Below are 18,973 nucleotides of genomic sequence, written 5' to 3'. Positions count from 1 at the left end.
CACCCCTGTCAGCTCACGAAGGTTCGACGAGATGCCTGCCGAATCCGCCGAGACCGCCGAGTCTGTGTTCCCGCAGCTCGAAGCCCTGCTGCCGCATGTGCAGAAGCCGATCCAGTACGTCGGCGGGGAGCTGAACTCCACGGTGAAGCCGTGGGAGTCCTGCGACGTGCGCTGGTCGCTCATGTACCCGGACGCGTACGAGGTCGGCCTGCCCAACCAGGGCCTCATGATCCTCTACGAGGTCCTGAACGAGCAGGAGGGCGTCCTCGCCGAGCGCACCTACAGCGTGTGGCCGGACCTGGAGGCGCTGATGCGGGAGCACGGCGTCCCGCAGTTCACAGTGGACAGCCACCGCCCGGTGAAGGCCTTCGACGTCTTCGGCCTGTCGTTCTCCACGGAGCTCGGCTACACGAACATGTTCACGGCCCTGGACCTGGCCGGCATTCCCCTGGAGTCCAAGGACCGGGGGCTGGACGACCCGATCGTGCTGGCGGGCGGCCACGCGGCCTTCAACCCCGAACCGATCGCCGACTTCATCGACGCGGCGATCATCGGCGACGGCGAGCAGGCCGTGCTGGACATGACCGCGATCATCCGCGAGTGGAAGGCGGAGGGCCGCCCCGGCGGCCGCGAGGAGGTCCTCTTCCGCCTGGCGCGCACCGGTGGCGTCTACATCCCGGCGTTCTACGACGTCGAGTACCTCGCCGACGGCCGTATCGCCCGGGTGGTCCCCAACAAGTCGGGCGTCCCGTGGCGCGTGTCCAAGCACACGGTGATGGACCTCGACGAGTGGCCGTACCCCAAGCAGCCCCTCGTCCCCCTGGCCGAGACGGTCCATGAGCGCATGTCGGTGGAGATCTTCCGCGGCTGCACCCGCGGCTGCCGCTTCTGCCAGGCGGGCATGATCACCCGCCCGGTGCGCGAGCGCTCGATCACGGGCATCGGTGACATGGTCGAGAAGGGCCTGAAGGCGACGGGCTTCGAGGAGGTCGGCCTCCTGTCCCTGTCCTCCGCCGACCACTCGGAGATCCGGGACATCGCCAAGGGCCTGGCCGACCGCTACGAGGAGGACAAGGTCGGCCTCTCGCTCCCCTCCACCCGCGTCGACGCCTTCAACATCGACCTGGCGAACGAGCTGACGCGCAACGGCCGCCGCTCGGGCCTGACCTTCGCCCCCGAGGGCGGCTCGGAACGCATCCGCAAGATCATCAACAAGATGGTCTCGGAAGAGGACCTCATCCGTACGGTGGCGACGGCCTACGGTAACGGCTGGCGCCAGGTGAAGCTGTACTTCATGTGCGGCCTGCCGACGGAGACCGACGACGACGTCCTGCAGATCGCCGACATGGCGACGAAGGTCATCGCCAAGGGCCGCGAGGTCTCCCGCTCGAACGACATCCGCTGCACGGTCTCGATCGGCGGCTTCGTCCCCAAGCCCCACACGCCCTTCCAGTGGGCCCCGCAGCTCTCGGCGGAGGAGACGGACGCACGTCTCGAAAAGCTCCGGGACAAGATCCGAGGCGACAAGAAGTACGGCCGCTCGATCGGCTTCCGCTACCACGACGGCAAGCCCGGCATCGTCGAGGGCCTCCTCTCCCGCGGCGACCGTCGCATCGGCGCGGTCATCCGCGCGGTCTACGAGGACGGCGGCCGCTTCGACGGCTGGCGCGAGCACTTCTCGTACGACCGCTGGATGGCCTGCGCCGACAAGGCCCTCGCCCCCTTCGGCGTCGACGTCGACTGGTACACCACCCGCGAGCGCACCTACGAGGAGGTCCTCCCCTGGGACCACCTCGACTCCGGCCTCGACAAGGACTGGCTCTGGGAGGACTGGCAGGACGCCCTCGACGAGACGGAGGTCGAGGACTGCCGCTGGACGCCTTGCTTCGATTGCGGGGTGTGCCCGCAGATGGATACGGCCATACAAATCGGCCCGACCGGGAAGAAGTTGCTTCCGCTGACGGTCAAGAACGTTGGTCCGACGCCCGCTTCGAGTGGTCACGCGCACTGACGTGAGCGAGGCACTCGATCGGGTGGTTGAGGCGCTGGCGGGGGCGAGCGAGGACGAGGTGGTCGCCGTGTTGGCTGCTATCGGTCCATCGAACCGTCGACGGCCGGTGCGCCCGGTTACGCCTCACACGCCTCTGCCGGAGCCGAGGGGAGCCTCGGATATCCACTCTGAGGTGGAGTGGGTCTGAGGATCCGCGACACTATGAGGCCTGCTGAAGATCTTGGTGAGCCCTCTCCGATTCGGAGGGGGCTCTACCGCTTTTGGGGTGCGTCTGGAGGCAGCGCGGGACACGGTACCGCCGTGCCATGCGGGCGCTGAGACCTGCGCGGACTGCCGATTTCAGTCGCCCTCGGCAAGTGGATGTCCGGGCCGGTGATTGCTGGATAAAGTCGGTTTGTCACAACCGGTTGCGGGGGCAACCAAAGTTTGGTCGGCGCTGCCGACGTCCTGGGGAGGGCCTGAGCGCATGAGTCGTCGCTCTGCTGGTTTCGTCAACACGTGGGCTGAGGCGCAGCGCGCGCATCAGCGCCAGATCGAGGCCGAGCAAAGGCGGCGCCGGGAGGAAGCTCGACTGGCGCGGGACCACCAGCGACGTGCGGCTCAGGGACATCGGGAGTACCGCCAGGCGGAGGCCAGGCGACGGACGGAGGAGCTGGACGCGCAGGTCGCGAGCTTGCAGGGACTTCTGACTGAAGGGTGCCAGGCGCCGGCTTTCAGGGCGACGTCGTTGATGCGGGTGGAAGCCATCCCGCCGTTCGACCCGGGCCCGCTCGCGTGGCCCGTGCGTATGCCGGATCAGAGTGAGTACCGGGCACAGGGCGGCTGGACGGCGAACCGGCGTGCACAGGCAGAGGCCGAGGCACGGGCCCGCTTCGAGCACGACTGGCACCAGGCGCAGGCAGCCGAGGCGCAGCGGCAGCAGCAACTGGCCGCCTCCCAGCGGGACTACGAGCAAAGAGCCGAGGCGCAAAGAGCCGAGGTGCAACGCCACAACGCGGGCATCACCGAGGTGACTGCAGGTGTCAGACGGGGCGACCCCGAACTCGTGGTCGAGTACTTCTCCGCTGCCCTCTACGCGTCGACTGCCTGGCCTGAAGGCTTCCCCCGGCAGTTGGCGGCCGCCTTCGATCCGGCGGCTAGGCAGTTGGTGCTGAACTGGGAGCTGCCCGGGTACGACGTCGTGCCGGAGGCCAAGGCGGTGAGGTACGTACCGGCGCAGGACCAAGACAAGGAGACGGCGCGTCCCGTAACGCAGCGCCGTGCACTGTACCGGGAGGTGCTGGCGCAGAGCGTGCTGCTGGTTCTGCACCAGGTCTTCGCTGCGGACGAGCACCGAGTTCTGGATTCGGTCGCGTTGAACGGCTTCGTGGACGCCCCCGACCCTGCGACGGGCAGGCAGTCCCATATCTTCCTGGCCACTGTCATGGCCCAGCGGGCAGCCTTCACTGACTTCCACTTGGAGCAGGTGGACGCGACCAGCTGTCTGACGGAAGCACTTCGGGGACAGCTCACGACCCGTCCCGACCAGCTCACCTCAGTGCGGCCGAGCAGGCAGCCCGAGGAGGTCGGGAACCAGGTCGTCACCCATGGCGGTGGTGGCGAGGAACCGGACCTGTACGACATCGACCCGATCGCCTTCGAGTCCCTCGTGGCCGACCTGTTCCGCGCCATGGGTATGCAGGCAGTGACGACGCAGCGTTCGAACGACGGCGGTGTGGACGTCGACGCACTGGACCCGACGCCGATCCGCGGCGGCAAGATCGTCGTCCAGGTGAAGCGGTACCGCAACACCGTGCCGCCCACCGCGGTACGCGACTTGTACGGCACGGTCCAGGACGTCGGCGCCAACAAAGGTGTTCTGGTGACGACATCGGGCTTCGGCCCAGGCTCGCACACATTCGCCCGCGGAAAGCCGCTGGAGCTGGTCTCGGGCAGTGAACTCGTTGACCTGCTGCACCGGCACGGGCTCCGCGGACGTCTGGGAGAAGGCGGGCGACCGGCTCCCGCGCAGCCCGAGCCGTCCACTCCGGCAACCCCGGCTGACGACTACAACGTGCTCGGCATGATGTGGTCCGGCAACGTCGCGTTGGACGTCTGCGCACTCGTCTGCCGGGGCAACCAGGTCCTCAGCGATGACCACTTCGTCTTCTTCAACAACCCGCACACCCCGGACGGTTCGGTACGAGCGGTGACGGCCTCGGCGCCGGACAAAGCGGCGATCAGGGTTTCCTTCGACGCGCTGCCGCAAGCCGCTGATCGGTTCGTCCTGGTCGCGGCCGTGGATCCGGAGATCAATCCGGACGCGGATCTTTCCGGTTTCACAGATGCCTGTATCCGCTTGCTCGACCCCTCGATGAACGACCTCGACCGGCTTGAGGTCTCCGACGGCCGCGCCGGCGAAACGGCGCTGGTGCTTGGTTCCTTCCGACGGAGATCAAGTGGCGACTGGGACTTCGTGCTGGGCGGCAAGGGCTACATAGGAGGCCTGGAGGAGCTCGTCCAGGACTACGGCATCGAGGTGGAGTAGCCCCGCTGGTGTCGGGAGTATTGCTGGGCGTGTCCGCAGATGGATACGGCTATTCAAATCGGCCCGACCTGGAAGAAGTTGCTGCCTCTGACGGTCAAGAACGTGGTGCCGACGCCTGCTGCGAGTGGTCACGTGCACTGACGTGGGTGAGGCGCTCGATCGGGTGGTTGAGGCGCTGGTGGGGGTGAGCGAGGACGAGGTGGCAGCCGTACTGGCTGCGGTCGGCGCTTCGCGTCCTCACCTGCCGGCGCCGTCGGCCCCGTTCCGGACACCGCGCGCCGAGTCCTGTGGGCGCCCCGCAGATCGTCTCCGAGGTGGAGTGGGTCTGAAGCCCGTCGTAGGTCGCAAGTGGTGCGACCTCAGCCCCCTTCTCGCCACGAGAGGGGGGCTCACTCGTGTCCGGCCCGGCATCGTTGGGCCCATATGAGCGCTTCCGCTGCCCGGTACTCAAGCTGAGATGTGGCACCAGAACCGCTGGAGTCAACGTTTTGCTGGATGTACCACACCGTCGTTGACCTCCCGGCGCCTATTGGTGTCGGCGTAGCGCGACCGACGTGCATGAGAGTTCCTCGACCAGAAGCATCCGGCGGGGTCGGCTCCGTCGGCCCACTTCTGCTCGTGCAGGCTGAAGTTCTGGTCGATGAAGATCAGCCAAAGCATCACAAAGCAGTTCGGCGGTTCGGCGGCTGAGGGGGCGTCTCCCGAGGATGCTCCAGAAGTCGAAGGAGTTCGCGGCGAGCGGGAACCGGGTGTACCTGCCGATCGCGGAGTGAGACTACGCGCCCCACTGGTCTGTGCTTCCGGCTGTCTGCTTGGCGGGTCGGACGCACGGACCTGGGCCGCCTTCTCACTCAAGTCCCTCCTCAGCCTCGGTGCCGACTGTGGAGCCCGCTGCTGATGCGCGTACACGATGCGCAGCTTGCCTGCAGCGGTTGGAACAGTACTTTCTGGGCCGCCCGGAACGGCCGGCCCGACCAGTTGTGAGGCTCTCGTCAGGCTTCTGGCAGTGGGCGCACGGGGCACCGGCGATCAACTGATGTAGTCCTAGCCGCGTGAGTAGATCTCGGATCTCGGCGGTCTCTGCTGCATGACCCTCGGTGTCCGCGGCCAACGCCTCGCGGACTTCCTGGAGGAGGGTTCGATCCCCAAGCCGATTGACCAAGCTGCGCCGGATCATGGCGACCCCCTCCCGGTATCCCCCACGACCGACCAACTGTGCAAGTTGGCGACGTGAGAGCCCACAGATGACGTATCCCAAGAGGATGGTCTGTTGTTCTTGGCTCAGGTCCAAGGAGTGCAGCACGGCCACGAGCTGCTCGCCTAGCGATTGCTCAGCAGCCTCCCGTAAGGCAGCGTCACCGGTGGGGTCTTGATACTGACGACGGCGGTTCATGAAGAGCCCTCCGAGGCACTCGATGGCTGCTGCGCACCCAAGGGCCCGTCGACGTCCGACGAGGTGCCCTCTACGTGAAGGGTGGAGGTGCGCGCCGTCGTGCTGGTCACGCTGCTTGCCGCCGAAGCCCGACCCCTGGACCAGGGTAGTAGCGCAGACAAAGCCAGAATGATGTTGCTGATGCCGTTCAGGACCTGGGGAAGGTCTGCCGCCTGAGCCTTGCGGACGATCACCAGCACGATCAACAGCGCAACGATGAGCGTGGTGCTCAGCAACGCGGCTCCGAGCAGCAAGGGGGACTGCAGCGAGGGCAGGGCTTCAGAGCGCATCGGAACCAATTCAGACTCTCCTCGGGAACGCAAAAAGCCCCCGCGAGTGCGGGGGCTTTCGTATCGGGCGCGAGATTGTGAAACAAAAAATCCCGTCATCTGTGAGGACGGGATTTGTGTGGATACACCACTGCGCACGAGGAGCCTGGCAGAGAGAGGGCTTCATCGTCAAGTACTACTACCTCCCGCTACAAACCGGCAGGTCAGAGCCTCACTGGCACAGGAAATGGCTCTTCCTGCCAAATTCGTAACACACGTAGTCACGCTGCCACACGGCAGGGCGACAGTAGGCTGTCGGGGCGCCAAGTGAGCTCGTCTCGAAGCAGTGTTTCTGGTCTGAAGCTGTCTTCGATGAAGATTAGCCAAAGCATCACAGAGCGGTTCGGCGGTACGGCCGCTGCGGGGGCGTCTCCCGAGGAGATCGCCGAGGGGATGCTCCAGAAGTCGAAGGAGTTCGCGGCCAGCGGGAAGAGGGTTTACCTGCCGCTCGCAGATTGAGGCTCACCTGCCGGTGATCCGTAGGCTCAGGCCGGACTTGCAGCCCGACCTGGAGTGCAGACCACCGTGTCTCCTGACCTCAACTTCTGCTCTGAACATCACTGTTCGGCGGCTGGATGACAGAGGCAAGGGGGATGCTGCTCGTCATGAAGCCGAAGATGAAGCGGATCGCCTTCACCGTGCTCTCTGCCGTGGCAGTCGTCGGATACGTCCTGCTGCTCTGGCACGGCCCCTGGTGGGTTGATGGCGCCCACATCCGCAACAAGGACCTTCAGCCTGCCGACGGCGTCGTCATCACCGGCTTCCGCACCATGCTCGTTGCGCTCGGCGTGGGTGCGGTAGCAGCTGTCACCCTCTACTACACGCACCGCAACCATGTCTTGGGTCTGCGGCAATACGAGCAGGTGCAGGAGCAGTTCGAGCATACGAGAGTCCGTGATCAAGAACAATCTGAACTAACTCGTGAAGGCCAAGTCACGGAAAGATACGTTGAAGCAATCAAGCTCCTGGCGTCGGAGAACCTCACGGAGCGACTTGGCGGCATATACGCACTGGAACGCATCATGAGAGACTCCAAGAAAGATCACGCAACCGTGGTCGAAGTGCTGGCAGCCTTTGTCCGACAGCGTGCCGCTGCTGGGAATGAAGAGGGCTCTGATGAGAAGGACGTCAAACCTGATGAGGACGTACAGGCTGCGCTAACTGTCCTCGGGCGGCGACCGATCCATGATGACGTCCCCACATACATCAACCTTCGTCACACAGATCTCCGTGGTGCGGACTTGAGCGATGCCAAGCTCGATCAGGTAGACCTGAGGAATGCCCGTTTGCAGCGAGTTCACTTCGCCCGAGCCTTTCTGCAGAATGCGGTCTTCCAGGGCGCTGCACTGCACAAGGCCGACTTCTCCTTCACGCATCTCAGCGGCGCGATCTTCTACCAGGCTGGTATGGAAGAAACCGCGCTATGGCAGGCCGACGCCAGGAATGCCGTCTTCTCTTACGCCAACATGGAGCGGGCTCGGCTGAGGGAAGCCAACCTTCAGGACGCTGCCTTCCTTCACACCCAACTAACATCGGCTGAGTTCCATGACGCTGATCTCGCGCATGCCGTGCTGAAGGACGTGGATCTATCCTGCTCTGAAGGCTTGCGCATCGAACAACTCGCCGCTGCAGTACTGGCTGAGATCAATGACCTTCCCCCAGGGATGAGTTTCGAAGAGCTTGAGAAGGTCAAAGGGGGTCGCGTCTCGCGTCGACAATCGTGAGGAACAGACCTGGCGCTTAGGCCCCCGGCTTCGAGTAGCCAGACGAGCCAGCGGAGCTGCGCCTGTGTGGCTTCCTGCTTCTCGACCAGGAGGCATGCCGCCTCTACCTTGACACGCCTGCATCACAGGACACTCCGCCGTTCGGTATCGACCTTGCCCTTCGAGACGAAGAAGGCTCAGTTGTCGCCGGCGCGACAGGAGTGCAAGCCGTGCTGCCGATGCTGCTGGAGCTGCGGGAGATCGAGCCTTTGCGGAAGGACGTCCACGATCCCTACTGTCTGGCTGTCTACGATCTGGTGGGTTGGCTCACCGGTCGATGATTAGCCAACGCGTCACAGAGCGGTAGTGAAGGGCCGGGGTCCATCCTGCCCCGGCCCTTCGCCGTGGTACCGAAAGCCGCTCGCCCTTCCCGGCAGCGTAATGATCCGAGCATATTGCCTTGTCCGCTGCGATTGGTATCAAAGCTCGCCTAGCCCAAATCGTACTAGCTTCTCCACGTGCTCCTGAGCGGCCCTCTCTTTGTGAAATCCGGCTGCAATTGCGGCAGGAACCCATTCTGAGCCCTTCTTTACCGGTAGCGTGTTAGCGAACCTTTCTAGTTCGCCCACACGTACGGCTACAATCCCCAACTTATCCAGGTCGTTCAAGAGGTGCTGAGCCGCTAGGGCAGATTGAGGGTTCCCGTTCCATGCCCCTTCGCCGTGCAACTTCAATGCTGACCAGGGGCTCTCTCGGGCGCGAGTCAATGCACGAAATTCTTCTGCGATCTCCGAATCAAAGACCGCATCGGTGCGGTCTCGGAAGACCTCGTTTAGTGAATTTAGGACATGCGCAACACGGGCCTTCTCTCTAGGCTGCCGGAACGGCGCTGTGGCGACGTCATAGTTCTTTTCGAACTCGTCCCAACTGCCACCGAGAGATTCGATCAGGCGTCTCAGAAAAGTTCTGTCGTCAAGGACGTCCAGATCTGGAGAAGCAATCGTTGGCACTTTGGCCGAAGTAAGCACTTCAATCAGTAGGCGTAGCCCTCCTTTTCCTCCTGAGGGGACGAACAAGACTTCCGAAGGGGAAACCGGAATGGGGTGCTGAGCGCTGAGGTGTTCTAGGGCTGCGGAAAAGAAGGTGCAGTCGCGGTCCCCTTCTGCCAAAACGACCAACTTGTGAAATAGGCCATCTAGGACATTAGAGTGTCTGAGAACTGGGTCCGTCCAGACCTTCTTCAAACTTTCGACGCTTAGTTGATGAGCTATCGTGTTTCCCTCGTCCCTTCGATCAAGGCGCACGATTGATACTTCCGCCTCGGATTGAAGCAAGCCGGCTAGGATGTTCTTGTCGTGGGTTGCGAGGATAATTTGGCTACCCCTTGACGTTACCTGTTCGCCGAGTATCTGCCCGAGCTGGACGGCTTGCGGAGGGTGCAGAAAAGCCTCTGGTTCATCGATAAGTACGACTTGGTAGCTGGATGTGAGAAGAGGGAGGAGTAGGCCGATAAAGCTGCGCATGCCATCCCCCTGATTTTCCATTCGGGGAAGTATCTTCAAGGAATCCAAGTATTCGGGGGATAGTTTGTTTACGGGTGGCGCTTCTACTGTTGCGGTACCTATACGGATGTTCATGGCCTTACTGATTGCGTCTAGAGTCAGTGACTTCCTGAATACCCTGACGCACAATTGGCTAAGTTCATCAAAAAGGTCGCTATTATCCTGCAGTATGTGAAGCGGGTGCATCGGAGGGTTTTCGATGCTGTCGCGAATTTCCGTGGGCTGTACCGAGGAGATTCTATTTGTTGCGTCACCGTAGAAAATGAAATGGCTATGGAGTGCTTGAAGTCCGCGCTCTCCTCGCATTTGTAGGTATGCAGGAACGTCTCGCTCTTTGACCTCGTTCGCATTAGGGCGACGAAAAATGGCAGTTCCGTCACCTGTGATTGAGGTGCTGGAATGCTTCCTGAGCCATTCAAGCATGTCTTCAATGCTGCCATCTATGGAAACATTCATGGATTCCACAAGGAGCGGCTCTCCGGCGAATCCACCTCCTGCGAATCCCTGGACGCTGCGCGCATTGGCCTGGCGTAGAATTGTTGATTTCCCCACGTTGTTCGGTCCGACGATAACTGTGATCCCAGGCGTGGGCAATTTAATTTTCTGACCTCCTGAAATGCCAAGCTCGTTAATGGCTACCGAGAATGGCTTAGCGTCTGCGAGGTTTTCCGATGATGCCATCTGGACCCCAAGCGATGTATGCGGCAATGGTGCGGCCTATTATGCGCTTTGAGTTGAGAAGAATGGGGGTTTTGCTCTAACTGATGGGCGTGGGGCGGTGTGAGTACGACATAGCGACGTGATCGTGGTCCCCTTGGTGACTGATGAACGGTACGGTCGAGGTCGTGTCCGGCGTGCGTCGGGTTGGTCACCCGTAGGCGTGCGCTGGTTGATCGCGCGCGACTAGGGGAGCTGGTACGGGCATGGCGGTTGACGCTGCTCGAACGCAAGAAGGGTTCACATCGGCGGGGGCTTCGCGGGTGATGGCCGCCGCGTGCCGGGCTGCGGGACTTGGCGACAGAGGCGCGGAGTTGATCCGTCTCGGAGAGAACGCGCTGTTTCGGCTGGCATCCGTGCCTGTGATTGTGCGCGTGGCTCGGGGCGAAGAGTGGCTGTCCAAAGCCCGCACCGAGGTGGCCGTGTCGCGGTGGCTAGTGGAGGAAGGGTTCCCGGCGGCTCGGATCGTTGAGGACGTGGAGCAGCCGTTGTTGATCGCTGGCCACCCCGTGACCTTCTGGCATCTGATCACCGAGGGTGACCGCAAGGCGACGTACGGGGAGCTGGGTGGCGTCCTGCGGGATCTGCACTCGCTCACCGTGCCGGAAGGGCTTTCACTGCCCTCTTTCGACCCCTTCGACAAGCAAGCGCTCCGGCTCGATCGGGCGGTGATCCCGAACGACGACAAGGCCTTCTTGCGGAAGCGGTGGCGCGAGCTGCGAGACAAGTACTCAGAGTTGCAGTTCGAGACGTCCAAGGGGCCGGTGCACGGGGACGCCCATGTGCAGAACCTCATGGTGGACGATCAGGATCGCGTGATACTGATCGACTTCGAGGCCTTCTGCTACGACCATCCGGAGTGGGACCTGATGGTCACGGCCGTCGAGCACCACAGCCTTGGTTGGCAGACCGACGAACAGTACGCCGACTTCGTGGCCGCGTATGGGCGAGACCTGTACGACTGGCCGGGGTACGCGACGCTACGGGGCATCCAAGAGTTCGGGATGACGACCTGGCTCATGCAGAACGTGCAGGAGGACGAGGACACCGCGGCGGAGTACCGCCGGCGCATCGCCGGTCTGCGAAACGACGACGCGCCTCGGGATTGGCGACCCTGGTAGCGGCTACTCGTCGTCCTCGTCCAGGCGGGTGAGTGCGTCCTGCACCTTCTCGTTGAAGGTGGCCACGACGGGGTTCGCCGCATGAACACTGACTTGGTTCTGGAAGTCGGTCACGTAGCGCTGGAAGCGGGTGGACTGTAGGGAGTCGCCGCCGTCGACTGCGAGGCTCGCGGTGGTCACGGCGGCTTCCAGTTCGCTGTTAAGTAGCTGGCTCTGGGCGAGCACCATGCGGCAGAAGCCGAGGGTGCGGGCGTACTTCGGGTCGGTGCTGTCGACGGCTCGTTGGGCCTGTAGGACGGCTTCCCGGCGCATCTTGAGGTCGCGGAAGCAGTGGCACAGTTCACCCATGAGTTCCGCTTCGTCGAAGTAGCTCAGCCATGCGGGGTCGTCGGAGGTGTCGGCGTGCTCGAAGTGGCGTTCCGCCTCGTTCATCGCGCGGCCTGCTCTGGCATGGTCGCCTGCGTTGGACAGGGCGCGGGCCTCCATGGCCGAGTAGTTCGCCATAGCGCGTGGGGTGGCTCGGCCCTTGGCGCCCTCGACGGCTGCGCGGGCCAGCTGGATAGCCTGGGCGTGGTTGCCGAGGTAGTTGGCCTGGTGGCTGAGGTTGCCGAGGATGCGGGCGCCGAACATGCGGTCGTCGATGACCTGGGACAGGCGCAGTGTCGATGTCAGGTAGCGGTGGGCAAGCCGGTGGTTGCCGACGTCGTAGGCGGTCCATGCCAGCAACTGGGAGATTTCAGCGGCGGCGCCGAATAACGCGTTGCCTACCTTTTCGCTGTAGCTCGCGTTCAGCAGGGGCAGTACGTCTTCGCGGAAGTAGTGGCGAAGTGCCTTGTGACCATGGCCTCCGCCGTACTTGAAGTCGAGTTGCATGAACAAGCCTGCGGCTTCCCTGATCGCACGGACATCCCGCATGCCGACTCGTTGGGGAGCGGCGCTGTCGGCGTGGACGCCATCGGGGCGGGCGATCATCCATGAGAGGACGGCAGAGCTGAGATCGGCGTCCGCGATGATCAATTTGTCCGACCCGGGAGTGTCGGCATGCTCGTGGGTGAGTCCGTCGAGTACGGACAGAACATCGGGAACAGTGCTCGGGTAGCCGATCGGCTCGGGTGCCGTCGCAGTGGTGTGGTCGAAGAAGCCTAGGTCGCCTGGCGTGATGCGGCGTCCGAGTTTGGCGGAGAGCACGTCTGCCATGAGTGCTGCTGTCTCCGGCCGGATGCCTGCGCCTGCTCGCCATCGCCCCACGGAGATGTGCGTCGTCCCCGCACCTTGTTCGAGGCCACGCCGGTTGGCCTCTTCCGCCATACGTTTCGCAAGGCCCTTGTGCGAGACCTTCGCTTCGTCCATGACTGCGATCAACTGCGCGTTTGGCTCTCGGCTCATGCTCCCCTGCCAACCCGAGAATGACGGCGAGTATTCATCGTGTCACAGGAGTGCCGCCCCGGGGGTTCATTCATGAACCCCCTTTGCCTTTGCCGGTGTTCACGTGAACCCCCTGGTGAACGCTCCCGGTCACGGGCCTGGCGCCGTGTACTGACTTGCGTGCAGCAACCGGTGTCAGAGACTCGGAAGGGGACGTGATGAATGCGGAGGAACTCAAGCACTACGACGGTGAGCTAGACGCTTACGCTCACTGGTTCGTGGCGCCGGATCTGTCCTCCGACGGGCACTTCCTGACGCTCACGCTCTTCGCCGAGTTGAGGGACACGGCACGCGTCGCACGTGACATGACGGCTGTGTTCCTTCGGGGCGCCAACGCTGGTGAGATCGTGGACGACGCCCGGCTTGTGGTCTCGGAACTGGTCGGGAATGTGGTGAACCACGCGGTGCCGGATCGCTGTCGGGCGCTACCTGGCTCTTGTCGGCGCATCGACGTGAAATTCAAGAAGTATCCGAAGTGGCTCTTCATCGGGGTTGCTGATGAGGACTCGACACCCCCGCTGCTTCCGGCAGGTGAGACGTTCTCTGCGGGTCTGATGGGAGAACTGTCCGAGGCGGTGTTGCCGGATACCGGCCGGGGCCTGCTCATCGTTCAGCGGTTGGCCACTGCTCTTTGGTGGACGCCGGACGAACGGGGCGGCAAGACCGTGTGGGCCCGCTTCGATCTTGACCAGTCAAGGGCCGACTACTCGGCCTGACAGACGCCGGGTCGCTGCCCTGCTCTGCTCCCTCGCGATCGGGAGCGGGCGGCGACCCGGTCACTGGCCGGAGTTCGACCACTCCGGCCGCAGGGGCGCGGCCTCTCGGACGTCCGGGGGCTCCCCTCCCGCGTGAGGGGCCGCGCTTCACATCCCCTATAGGCCGGGCCACCCCATCTGCCCTGGAAAGCGAAGGGTGACCCGGCTGGGAACGCGACGGTTCCCGGTGCCTGATGGTACCGGGGCCGTCGTGCTGCATTCCGACCCTGGTCCAAGGAAGTTGACGATCCGTTACGAGATCAGGGCAGAGGTGGGAAACGTGACTGGTTCGGGTGAGGGCTGGCTGAGTGACGGTCTCGACATGCCGGGCGCGGACTCGGGTCTGTGGGTGTCCGGCGTCGACTACATCACGGGATGGCGTGAAGCGCGCGAGGCTGCCGACCGCTTGAATCGGGCGCTCCTGGGCGCGGGCTTCGAGTTGTCCGCCGTACGGGCCGCCGCCTCGACGAACGAGGACGGGCGCGGTGTCGTACGGCTGGCGGGTTGGCCCGGCGCGGTGGAGCGGCTCGCCCGGTTCCTGGAGGGACACGCGCATGGTCACGGTGGTGCCGCGTGAGCGGGCTCGCTGCTGGGGTTCGCCCCGCCGGCTCATGTCCGTCCGCGCCTGATGCCTCGGCCACAGACAGTCAGCCACGACGATGCGGTGTGACGAACGGGCTGGCGCGCGTATGCCTCGCTCAGCCGCCCACCGGCAGCAACCATGCCTGCCTGTTAATGCTGGACAAGGCCCACACGGCCTGCGGCTTGGAGCTGACGGCCGGTCGTCACCTCGTTTCCTCGGGCGTGCTGTGGTGTGGGGCGTTGGCCGTCCGGACGGGACCGGCGGTCACGCCGCACGCCCGGCCGGGGCGGCCGGGCGTCCCGGCGCGCCGGAGGCGCGCCCTTGAGGAAGTGAAGGCGGTTTCGACCGATGCCCGTTGCTGCTCAGGCGCTTGCGCGTCGCGTCGGCTCTTTGTCGGCGGTGATCTGGTAGGCGAGTTCGGCACGGTCCGCGCCGAAGCGGAGTTCTTCGAGGATCAGGGGCCGGTCGTCGGTGCCGTGCGCGACGCGGGCGACGTGCAGGACCGGGGTCGCGTCGGGGAGCTGGAGCGTGGTCCGTTCGTCGGGCAGCGGCATGTGTGCGCGTACCGTCTCGGTCCACGACAGGGCGCGACCGTCCTGGGTGAGCAGCCGGTAGATCGCGGCCGGTCGCTTGCACGGCTCCTCCGCGAGCAGTGGCACGGCTTCGGCGACCTCGAAGGGGATCAGGGTGCGGTGCATAGCCCGCGTCCCGGTGTTCGGGTCGACGAGCAGCCGGTCACACCCGAACAGCGCTTCTTCCTCGTCGAGTTGGAGGAGTCGGCCGGTGGTCTTGGTGGTGCGGGTCCGGTAGGTGCTCGGCTCCTCGGCCTCCTGCCAGATGTCGCCGTTGGGCATGACGAACCGGCCGTCGTTGGTGCGGCTGATGCGGCGCTCGATGGTGAGGGCGGGCTGTCCGTCGGAGCGTACGAAGCTGCCCTTGCCGTGCCGGACATCGATCAGCCCCTCCGCGCGCAGTGCGGCGATGGCGTTGCGGACGGTGGGGCGCGATACCCCGTAGCGGGCCATCAGTTGGGCTTCGGACGGGAGCAGGGAGTCGGGCGGGAACTCGCCGGACAGGATCGCTTCGCGGATCGCGGCGGCCACCTGCTGGTAGAGGGCTCCGGGGCGCTGGATCTCTGACATCTCGGCATCTCCGGGTGGGGTCGTAGGCACGTCGCACGCGCGACATCACTCGTCAGCATAAGTAGTTGCACTCCCGTCGTACAGGGCTCCATAGTCCTAACTCGTTAGGACAAGTGACGTCAGGTTGAGTCTGGCGTCGTGAGTGGCCAGGGAGGCCAAGGAAATGCAGTCCATTCCCGTGGACACGGCGCGGCTGGGCGTACTGCGGTGCGCCATCGCGCCTGAAGCGAAGATCACCAACTCCGAGACACAGGAGGTGAAGAGGGACCGGGACGGTAACCCGGTCTGGACCGTGGCCGTCACGGTGCGGCAGGACGGGCGGCGGATTTCCGTCATCGAGATCGCCGTCAGCGGCCAGCCCAAGGGCATCGAGGAAGGGCAGATCGTCAAGGTCACCGGGCTGACGGCGTTCATGTGGTCGATGGGTGAGCGGCACGGCGTCAGCTTCCGCGCCGACGCCATCACCCCCGTGCACGGCGGCCCGGCGGCGCACGCGAAGGGCGGTGACGCGTGATGGGGCCGATCCTGCTCGCCTTCGCGCTCGCCGCAGCGGCCTGGCTGCTCGTCGTCGGCGACCTGGTGCGCCGGCACCGTCCGGCCTGGCACTGGTACCTGATCGGCTACCCGGCCACCACGTTCCGGGTGCTGCTGACCTGGCGCAAGGTCGCCCTGCTGAACGACCTGGCCGTCTCCCACCGCCCGCCGCGCGGACTGCTCGGGGACCTGGTGGTCAAGGGCGATCCGCTGCGGCCGGTGACTCCGCGGCTGTCCTTCCCCAAGGCGAACCGCCTCGGGCTGACCGCGACTGTACGGCTGCACGCAGGCCAGACCCCCGCGACGTACATGAAGGCGGCGGACGCTCTGGTGCACGCGTGGAAGGTCCACGCCGTCCGGGTCACCTCACCGGAACGTGGGCTCGTGCTGCTGACCGCCACGGCGACGGATCCGCTGGAGCGGCCGGGCTTAGCCACGGCTCCGGCCGAACTCCTCTCCGCGCTCATCGGCGTCCTGGAGAGCGGCGGCGCCTGGGTGATGCACCTGCGGCTCGTACCCCACTGGCTCATCGTCGGGGCCACACGCTCCGGAAAGTCCACCCTGCTGGCGCGGCTGATCACCCAACTAGCCACCCAGCGGGTCGCCCTGGTCGGCATCGACTGCAAGGGCGGCATGGAACTCGGCCTGTTCACCGGACGGCTGAGCGCGCTGGCCACCTGCCGACGTGAGGCTGTCGCGGTGCTCTCGGCGCTGGTGGCCGACATGCAGGACCGGATGGCTGCGTGCCGGTCGGCCGGAGTGCGCTCGATCTGGGAGCTCCCGGACAAGCTGCGGCCGGTGCCGGTCGTCGTGATCGTCGACGAGATCGCGGAACTGTACCTGTCCGACGGCACCCGCGAAGGCAAGGCGGAAGCGGAGCAGTGCTCCACGCTCCTCCTCCGCCTGGCGCAGCTCGGGGCAGCGCTCGGCATCCACCTGGTCGTGGCCGGCCAGCGGGTCGGCTCCGACCTCGGCCCCGGCGTCACCGCCCTGCGGGCGCAGCTCGGCGGCCGGATCTGCCACCGGGTCAACGACCCCGGCACGGCCGAGATGACCTTGGGCGACCTGAACAAGGATGCCGTGGCCGTCGCCCAGTCGATCACCGCGCAAGAGCGGGGCGTGGCTGTGTGCACCGGACCGGACGGCGGATGGAGCCGCGCCCGCTCCCACCTCACCCCCACGGATGAAGCCGTCGCGACCACGAGGAAGTACGCCGCACTGACCTCCCAACTGCCCGCCATAAACCGTGCGCTCGCGGTGCCGGAAGGAGACGACAAGTGATCAGCACCGGTACAGCCGTGTCCCTCGTGGTGGTCTTCGGGATCATCACCTTCCTCCTCGTCCGCTCCCGCGACGTGCGGAGCTGGGAGGCGGCCTGCATCGCCCTGTTCGGCATGTACCTCGGCCAGACCCCGGTCAGCCTCATGATCAACGGCTTCATGACCTGGATTCTCAGCGGTTTCGCCCACTTCTGATCAGGAAGGACGCACGGCTATGCCCATGCCTCGCGTGAGGTGCCCCCAGTGCAAGGGCGACGGAGCCCGCAAGACCTGGACCGGCCGAGTGCGGCGCTGCCGCGTCTGCCGGGGCACCGGAACCATCCGCTGAACCCCCAACCCACCCGACCGCACACCGGAGGTGATCCCCATGACCCACGGCGCACCACCACCCACCCACCGTGCCGCTTCGGCGGCCCACCCCGGAAGGTCACCACCATCACCCCCGAGCTCACCCCGGCTGACAGGCGCGCCGCCCTCGACCGCGCGGCGCGCCTGCGCCAGCTCCCCGAAGCAGACCGCGACGCAATACGCCTCGCCCAAGACCCCGACTTCCCCCGCTGGCTGGAGCAGATCACCGCAACCGGCGGCTGCGCCCACCCCGTCCACCTCTCCGGATCGACCACCACCCTGGACGGCACAACCGGCGAGATCCTCCACCACTACGACACCCGGGACGAACCCGGCGAACGCCTCCTTGTCCGCTGCCGCAACCGCCGCGCAACCGTCTGCCCAGCCTGCTCCCGCCTCCACGCCGGAGATACCTTCCACCTCGTCCGTGCGGGCCTCCTCGGCGGTAAGAACGTCCCTGACTCGGTCCGCCACCGCCCGCGGCTCTTCGTCACCCTTACCGCCCCGTCCTTCGGGCCCGTCCACAAGTCTGGGGAAAAGTGCCGTCCCCGCCGCGACGGCGGAACGTGTGAACACGGACGCCCCCTTTGCTGCGGTGCCGTGCACGCCCTGGACGCGCCGGTCGTCGGACAACCGCTCTGCCCCGACTGCTACGACTACACGGGCCATGTGTTGTGGCACGCGCACGCCTCGCAGCTGTGGGACCGGTTCGTCATCGACGTCCGCCGACGCATCGCCTCCTCGGTCGGCCTCGTGCAGTCCCACTTCGCCCGGCACGCCCGGCTGTCCTTCGCCCGCGTCGCCGAGTACCAGAAGCGGGCGGCCGTCCACGTGCACGCCGTCGTACGCCTCGACGGCCCGAACGGACCCGACGATGAACCCCCGGCCTGGGGCACTGCGGACCTGCTCATCGACGCTGTGCGGGACTCCGCCCGGCGGGTTCTGGTCTGCGCCCCCTACAGCCTGGTCGTGGGTGAGCAGGCCTTGCGCTGGGGCGCTCAGATCGATGCCCGGCCGCTGCGCGCCGACGGTGACGGACCTGACGACGATGCGGTGGCCGCGTACGTGGCCAAGTACGTCACCAAAGGCGCGAGCGAGACAGGCGCCGGCACCGACCACCGGCTCACCACCTGGGACGACATCGGCAGGGTGCCCGTCAGCCCACATGTCCGCGTCCTCATGTGCACCTGCTGGCGCCTCGGCGGGCTTCCCGAATACGGACACCTACGGTTGAGGAACTGGGTACACACCCTCGGCTACCGGGGCCACATCCTCACCAAGTCCCGCGCCTACTCCACCACCTACGCAGCACTCCGAGCTGACCGTGCCCACCATCAGGGCCACACCGACCTACCCGACGCAATCACCGAACGACAGTGGCGCTACGTCGGCTGCGGCCACACCCCCGGCGCAGCACTCATTGCTGCTGGCATCGCAGAGGACCTTGCGGAGTCCCGGCGGTTGGCCCTGGCCACGGTGCAAGAGGGGGAGTGGTGCTGATAGC

General features: G+C 65.2%; 15 protein-coding genes and 1 pseudogene. 12 read left to right on the top strand and 4 right to left on the bottom strand.

The window, feature by feature from the left end; all coding sequences use genetic code 11:
• The first annotated feature begins 31 nt into the window (after positions 1-31).
• From N8I87_RS13905 to N8I87_RS13895, 3 genes and pseudogenes are all read left to right on the top strand, one after another.
• A complete protein-coding gene (locus N8I87_RS13905) occupies positions 32-2,011 on the top strand; it encodes a TIGR03960 family B12-binding radical SAM protein (RefSeq protein ID WP_263208771.1) in 1,980 nt (659 codons plus the stop codon).
• Positions 2,012-2,477: 466 nt separating this feature from the next.
• The gene (locus N8I87_RS13900; protein WP_263216452.1) at positions 2,478-4,538 is read left to right on the top strand and encodes a restriction endonuclease; all 2,061 of its coding nucleotides are present in this window, start codon (positions 2,478-2,480) and stop codon (positions 4,536-4,538) included.
• Between the two features lie 562 nt (positions 4,539-5,100).
• Positions 5,101-5,311: pseudogene (locus tag N8I87_RS13895) on the top strand (phosphomethylpyrimidine synthase ThiC); the annotation flags it as partial.
• 616 nt (positions 5,312-5,927) lie between these two features.
• Here the strand turns inward: N8I87_RS13895 and N8I87_RS13890 are convergent.
• Positions 5,928-6,260 (bottom strand): hypothetical protein, encoded by a 333-nt coding sequence (locus N8I87_RS13890; RefSeq protein ID WP_263208769.1) that lies wholly within the window; start codon positions 6,258-6,260, stop codon positions 5,928-5,930.
• A gap of 351 nt (positions 6,261-6,611) precedes the next feature.
• Between N8I87_RS13890 and N8I87_RS13885 the strand changes: the two genes are divergently transcribed.
• Both N8I87_RS13885 and N8I87_RS13880 read left to right on the top strand, forming a co-directional pair.
• The gene (locus N8I87_RS13885; protein WP_263216979.1) at positions 6,612-6,758 is read left to right on the top strand and encodes a hypothetical protein; all 147 of its coding nucleotides are present in this window, start codon (positions 6,612-6,614) and stop codon (positions 6,756-6,758) included.
• A 146-nt stretch (positions 6,759-6,904) separates the two neighbouring features.
• On the top strand, positions 6,905-8,023 hold the full coding sequence (locus N8I87_RS13880) for a pentapeptide repeat-containing protein (RefSeq protein ID WP_263208767.1): 1,119 nt from the start codon (positions 6,905-6,907) through the stop codon (positions 8,021-8,023).
• A 458-nt stretch (positions 8,024-8,481) separates the two neighbouring features.
• Here the strand turns inward: N8I87_RS13880 and N8I87_RS13875 are convergent, their stop codons facing one another.
• On the bottom strand, positions 8,482-10,245 hold the full coding sequence (locus N8I87_RS13875) for an ATP-dependent nuclease (protein WP_263208766.1): 1,764 nt from the start codon (positions 10,243-10,245) through the stop codon (positions 8,482-8,484).
• Between the two features lie 242 nt (positions 10,246-10,487).
• On the opposite strand from N8I87_RS13875, the gene N8I87_RS13870 reads away from it, so the two are divergent.
• Positions 10,488-11,402 (top strand): phosphotransferase enzyme family protein, encoded by a 915-nt coding sequence (locus tag N8I87_RS13870; protein WP_263208764.1) that lies wholly within the window; start codon positions 10,488-10,490, stop codon positions 11,400-11,402.
• 3 nt (positions 11,403-11,405) lie between these two features.
• On the opposite strand, the gene N8I87_RS13865 is transcribed toward N8I87_RS13870, so the two are convergent.
• Entirely contained in the window at positions 11,406-12,788 is a 1,383-nt protein-coding gene (locus tag N8I87_RS13865) for an NsdA family TPR-like regulatory protein (protein WP_263208762.1), read from the bottom strand.
• 197 nt (positions 12,789-12,985) lie between these two features.
• Here N8I87_RS13865 and N8I87_RS13860 point away from each other — a divergent pair, with 197 nt between their 5' ends.
• The gene (locus tag N8I87_RS13860) at positions 12,986-13,543 is read left to right on the top strand and encodes an ATP-binding protein (RefSeq protein WP_263208760.1); all 558 of its coding nucleotides are present in this window, start codon (positions 12,986-12,988) and stop codon (positions 13,541-13,543) included.
• Between the two features lie 319 nt (positions 13,544-13,862).
• The gene (locus N8I87_RS13855; protein WP_263208758.1) at positions 13,863-14,159 is read left to right on the top strand and encodes a hypothetical protein; all 297 of its coding nucleotides are present in this window, start codon (positions 13,863-13,865) and stop codon (positions 14,157-14,159) included.
• 368 nt (positions 14,160-14,527) lie between these two features.
• Here the strand turns inward: N8I87_RS13855 and N8I87_RS13850 are convergent, their stop codons facing one another.
• Positions 14,528-15,307 (bottom strand): GntR family transcriptional regulator, encoded by a 780-nt coding sequence (locus N8I87_RS13850; protein ID WP_263208756.1) that lies wholly within the window; start codon positions 15,305-15,307, stop codon positions 14,528-14,530.
• Between the two features lie 163 nt (positions 15,308-15,470).
• Between N8I87_RS13850 and N8I87_RS13845 the strand changes: the two genes are divergently transcribed.
• The 4 genes from N8I87_RS13845 (at position 15,471) to N8I87_RS13830 (ending at position 18,969) form a co-directional block, all read left to right on the top strand.
• A complete protein-coding gene (locus N8I87_RS13845) occupies positions 15,471-15,821 on the top strand; it encodes an SCO3933 family regulatory protein (protein ID WP_263208754.1) in 351 nt (116 codons plus the stop codon).
• Positions 15,821-17,122, top strand: a complete 1,302-nt coding sequence (locus N8I87_RS13840; RefSeq protein WP_263216449.1) for an FtsK/SpoIIIE domain-containing protein — start codon at positions 15,821-15,823, stop codon at positions 17,120-17,122. Before N8I87_RS13845 ends, N8I87_RS13840 begins: the two co-directional genes overlap by 1 nt.
• On the top strand, positions 17,119-17,316 hold the full coding sequence (locus tag N8I87_RS13835; RefSeq protein ID WP_263208753.1) for a hypothetical protein: 198 nt from the start codon (positions 17,119-17,121) through the stop codon (positions 17,314-17,316). Before N8I87_RS13840 ends, N8I87_RS13835 begins: the two co-directional genes overlap by 4 nt.
• A gap of 297 nt (positions 17,317-17,613) precedes the next feature.
• Positions 17,614-18,969 carry a replication initiator gene (locus tag N8I87_RS13830; protein WP_263216447.1) on the top strand — a complete coding sequence of 452 codons (1,356 nt, stop codon included), beginning with the start codon at positions 17,614-17,616 and terminating at the stop codon, positions 18,967-18,969.
• Positions 18,970-18,973 lie beyond the last annotated feature (4 nt).

The sequence above is a fragment of the Streptomyces sp. HUAS 15-9 genome, from assembly GCF_025642155.1.
Lineage (GTDB): Bacteria > Actinomycetota > Actinomycetes > Streptomycetales > Streptomycetaceae > Streptomyces.
This window is presented reverse-complemented; position numbering and strand designations above follow the sequence as displayed.

Bases quoted from the DNA above. Each gene is read 5' to 3' on its own strand.
- N8I87_RS13905 (WP_263208771.1), top strand. From the start codon at position 32: ATGCCTGCCGAATCCGCCGAGACCGCCGAGTCTGTGTTCCCGCAGCTC.
- N8I87_RS13900 (WP_263216452.1), top strand. From the start codon at position 2,478: ATGAGTCGTCGCTCTGCTGGTTTCGTCAACACGTGGGCTGAGGCGCAG.
- N8I87_RS13890 (WP_263208769.1), bottom strand. From the start codon at position 6,260: ATGCGCTCTGAAGCCCTGCCCTCGCTGCAGTCCCCCTTGCTGCTCGGA.
- N8I87_RS13885 (WP_263216979.1), top strand. From the start codon at position 6,612: ATGAAGATTAGCCAAAGCATCACAGAGCGGTTCGGCGGTACGGCCGCT.
- N8I87_RS13880 (WP_263208767.1), top strand. From the start codon at position 6,905: ATGAAGCCGAAGATGAAGCGGATCGCCTTCACCGTGCTCTCTGCCGTG.
- N8I87_RS13875 (WP_263208766.1), bottom strand. From the start codon at position 10,245: ATGGCATCATCGGAAAACCTCGCAGACGCTAAGCCATTCTCGGTAGCC.
- N8I87_RS13870 (WP_263208764.1), top strand. From the start codon at position 10,488: ATGGCGGTTGACGCTGCTCGAACGCAAGAAGGGTTCACATCGGCGGGG.
- N8I87_RS13865 (WP_263208762.1), bottom strand. From the start codon at position 12,788: ATGAGCCGAGAGCCAAACGCGCAGTTGATCGCAGTCATGGACGAAGCG.
- N8I87_RS13860 (WP_263208760.1), top strand. From the start codon at position 12,986: ATGAATGCGGAGGAACTCAAGCACTACGACGGTGAGCTAGACGCTTAC.
- N8I87_RS13850 (WP_263208756.1), bottom strand. From the start codon at position 15,307: ATGTCAGAGATCCAGCGCCCCGGAGCCCTCTACCAGCAGGTGGCCGCC.
- N8I87_RS13845 (WP_263208754.1), top strand. From the start codon at position 15,471: ATGCAGTCCATTCCCGTGGACACGGCGCGGCTGGGCGTACTGCGGTGC.
- N8I87_RS13840 (WP_263216449.1), top strand. From the start codon at position 15,821: ATGGGGCCGATCCTGCTCGCCTTCGCGCTCGCCGCAGCGGCCTGGCTG.